General features: G+C 64.0%; 3 protein-coding genes. All 3 read right to left on the bottom strand.

Going from position 1 to position 3,777, the window contains the following annotated elements; genetic code table 11:
- Positions 1-529: 529 nt before the first annotated feature.
- The gene (locus C5O18_RS07420) at positions 530-1,273 is read right to left on the bottom strand and encodes a type II secretion system F family protein (RefSeq protein WP_105192815.1); all 744 of its coding nucleotides are present in this window, start codon (positions 1,271-1,273) and stop codon (positions 530-532) included.
- A 1-nt stretch (position 1,274) separates the two neighbouring features.
- Complete coding sequence (locus C5O18_RS07425; protein ID WP_105192817.1) at positions 1,275-2,549, bottom strand: TadA family conjugal transfer-associated ATPase; 1,275 nt, start codon at positions 2,547-2,549, stop codon at positions 1,275-1,277.
- A 1-nt stretch (position 2,550) separates the two neighbouring features.
- A partial coding sequence (locus C5O18_RS07430; protein WP_105192819.1) for a CpaE/TadZ family protein occupies positions 2,551-3,777 on the bottom strand: 1,227 nt, incomplete at its 5' end.

Consider the following 3,777-nt stretch of genomic DNA (forward strand, 5'->3'; position numbering starts at 1 on the left):
GTTCTCCAGGTCCAGGCCCTGCTCGGCACGACGCAGAATCGGGCGCAGCTCCATGACCAGCTCCGGCAGCACATGCTCGGCCTCGTTGACCATGACCCGCAGCGCCTGCTCCACCGCGAGGCCGGCATCGAACAGGATGCGCAGCATCTGCACAAACAGCGACAGTTCATCATCCACGCGCTTGATGCGTGCCTCGGCGCGGCTGTTGATGACGCGCTTGGGCAGCAGCACGCAGACAATGACCACGGAAACCCCGACCAGCAGCGCATTCTGGCTGTAGCCGTNTAACCCGCGCGCCACATGGCCAGCGCCAGTTCGCCATCCTTCTCGATATGCTTGCGAATGCGCTCCTGGTCATCGAACAGGTCGGCGAAGCGCATGCTCAGCAGCTTGGCATCTTCATGCTGGCCACGCGCGGTCATGCGCCGCTCGACCAGACGCTTTTCCGCCGCCGCCCGGGTGACCAGCCAGATCACGATGCCGGCGGCCAGCACCACCAGCAGGAAAATCACGGTTCCGTAGAGCGCCGTCATGTCACACGCTCCTCAGCATTTTCCAGATCACGGCCATACCGGAAATCTGCATNGGTGAGCGCTCGCAGCTGGCGGGTAAGCTGCTCGCGCTGCTGGATCAGGGTGATGATGTTGTTGAGCAGGTCGATCAAACTGCCGCCGAAACGCGAATTCACGTTCACACCCAGCGAGAGCACCTGCAGCTCCTTGAGCTGGTAGACCTGCGCCAGGTCCTCGAAGGCTTCGGGAATGGTCATGCCAAGCTGGATGTTGCGCTGCAGCTTGAGCATGACCGTTTTCAGCGGCTCGTCGGCATCCTTGGTGGCAAGGAAAAAGCTGTCGGCCAGGGTCTTGCCGGTGCGCATGAGGCGTACCACCTGGTCGAGCAGGCGCGGCAGCTGCGACACGATCTGGTTCATGCGGCGCTGGTAGATGGTCCCCACCGCGGTATAGGCGAAGGCCGCGAAGGCGAAGGCTGCCAATGCCGCCACGGCGAGTCCGAACTGCACGGCCAGCAGCAGCAGGATCAGCACCAGCGCCAGCCCGATGATGCGCCGGTGCGTCGGGTCCAGGGTCACGCCGGCACGCTCCAGGTGCAGGGTCAGCCAGTCCTTGGTCGGAAACTCCAGCGCCTGCACGCCGGCGGTGGCCAGACGCTTGGCGACTGCCTCCTCCTGGGCCTGCTTCTGCCCGAGCCAGATCAGGAACAGGGCCCCCAGGCCCATGGCCATGGCCACCAGCGCATAGAGAATGATCGCCATGTCAGTGCCCGGCCTCCGCCTGCTTCATGAGCTCGATCACGCGCTGCTTGGCCGGACCGCTGGCGGTCTTGTGGTGCTCGCCGGAAATGCGGTCCAGCTTGAACAGCGTGTTGGTGACGTACTGATCATCACCCAGGTCGACCACTTCGGTGATTTCCGAGACGCAGCGGCGGCCGTTGGGCAGACGGGTCAGCTGCACCACGATGTCCACCGCGGACACGATGATGGCGCGCAGCGTGGCCTCGGAGATCTTCTGCCCCGACAGGCCGACCAGCGTCTCCATGCGCAGCAGGGCATCGGCGGCGCTGTTGGCGTGCAGCGTCGACATGGAGCCCTCGTGCCCGGTGTTCATGGCCTGCAGCATGTCCATGACTTCGTAGCTGCGCACTTCGCCGACGATGATGCGATCCGGGCGCATACGCAGGGCGTTGCGGATCAGGTCGCGGGCGCTGACCTCGCCGAAGCCTTCGGCGTTGGGCGGGCGCGTTTCCAGGCGCACGACATGGTCGCTGCCGAGCTGCAGCTCGGCCGTGTCTTCAATGGTGACGATACGCTCGTGGTGATTGATGAAGCTCGACAGCACATTGAGGAAGGTGGTCTTGCCGGTACCGGTACCACCGCTGACCAGGATGTTGGCACGCTGCCCCACCGCCTTCCTGATGAACTGCAGCATGTCCTCGCTGACCGAACGGTAGGTCACCAGGTCATTGGCCTTGAGCAGATCGCGACGGAACTTTCGGATCGAGATGCTGGGACCATCGAGGGCGATGGGCGGAATGATGGCATTGACACGGCTGCCGTCCGGCATGCGCGCGTCGACCATGGGGCTGGACTCGTCGAGACGACGGCCGATCGGCGCCAGAATGCGCTGGATGACGCGGAAGACATGGTTGTCGTCAACGAAGCGCAGCTCGCTGCGCTGAATCTTGCCGTCACGCTCGAAGAAGATCTTGTTGGGGCCGTTGACCATGATTTCGGTCACCGAGGCATCGCGCAGCAGGGCTTCGAGCGGACCGAAGCCGACCAGCTCGTCGACCAGCTCCTCGGCGAGGCGATCGGCCTCGTAGCGCGACAGCGGCAGCGAGTTCTCGTTGACGTACGCCGTCAGCTTGATCTGGACATAGTCCGTGATCGCCTGGCGGGTGTTCTCCAGGATATTGAAGTGGTCGTCGTCAACACGCTCGATCAGGTAGCGGTGAAAGCGGAACTTGATCTGGGCGATGTCCTGATCGACCTTCTTCGGCGGCATCCGTCCGCCCGGAATGTAGCCCGCCATGTCAGGCTCCCTTTATGCCACTGGTCAGCCCGCTCTTGTTCAGCCCGCTCCTGAGCCTGTCCAGCAGGCTGCCGGACTGTTCAGCGCCGGCCTTCGCCTTGACCACCAGCGGGGCCTGGATGAGCCCGGCCAGCTCACGATAGCGCTTCGAGAGCACATCCTGCGGCGCCAGCTCGAACATGAGCTGGCCGATGTTCATGGCGCGCAGGCGCAGATCGGCGGCAGCCGGCAGGTCGATGTGCTTGTCGACACCGAAAGAACGGGCAATGGCATTGCTGTCCGGAGAAATTTTGGGCTGGTAATGATCCACCAGCACGATGGGGTCATTGATGGGCACACCCAGCTGCTTCAGGCGGGCCTGGAAATCCAGGCCGGCACGGCAGCTGGTGATGGACTGGTCCACCACGAACACCACGTGATCGGCATTGCCGATGACCAGCTCGGTCATGTCCACGGTGGGCAGGCCGCAGATGTTGAACACCACATGGGTGAACAGGCTGCGCAAGGTGCCGACCAGCAGGAACATTTCCGAGGTGGTGATTTCACTCAGGTCGAAACCCTCCTGAGCGGCGGAAAGCACGCTGACACCGGTCTTGTGGCGAGGAAAGGCCGTGTCGGCCAGGGTCCGGTCCAGGCGACGCAGGTTGCGCAGGGTGTCCATGAAGCTGAACTGCCCTTCCAGACCGAAGACCTGCTGGGCCTCGGCGAACGGCAGGCCGATATCGACCAGCAGCACGCGATTGTTCGCATTCTGCTTCTGCAACGCGGCCGCGACATGCAGGGCATGGAAAGCCGACTGCAGCACGGGCCGCTCGCTGGCGAGCGTGACCAGCGTGCCCTGGCGCATGGGATCCTCGATCACCTCGGGCACACGTTCACCGAGACGGCGGACCAGACCGGACAGCTCGCTGGGACGGGCGCCGAAGGTCACGAAGTCCTTGGCGCCGGCGCGCATGGCGCCCAGCAGCCGCTCGGGATCCTGGGTTTCCGAGATGGCCACGCAGGCCAGGGTCGGACGCGCCGCCACCAGGCCTTCGATGAAGCGCACGTCCTCGATCCAGGCATCGCGCCGCACCGGCACGAAGACGATCGAGGCCGTGGCCATGGTGATCAGCTGCAGGACATCGTTCAGGTCGCTCTGCTGCGACATGACGACATCGGCCGTGCCTTCCAGGCTGGCCTGCAGCCACTCGAACTGGTCGCGGATCTGGGTAACGATAACGACCGA

It is taken from the genome of Amnimonas aquatica (assembly GCF_002943415.1).
Lineage (GTDB): Bacteria > Pseudomonadota > Gammaproteobacteria > Pseudomonadales > Moraxellaceae > Perlucidibaca > Perlucidibaca aquatica_A.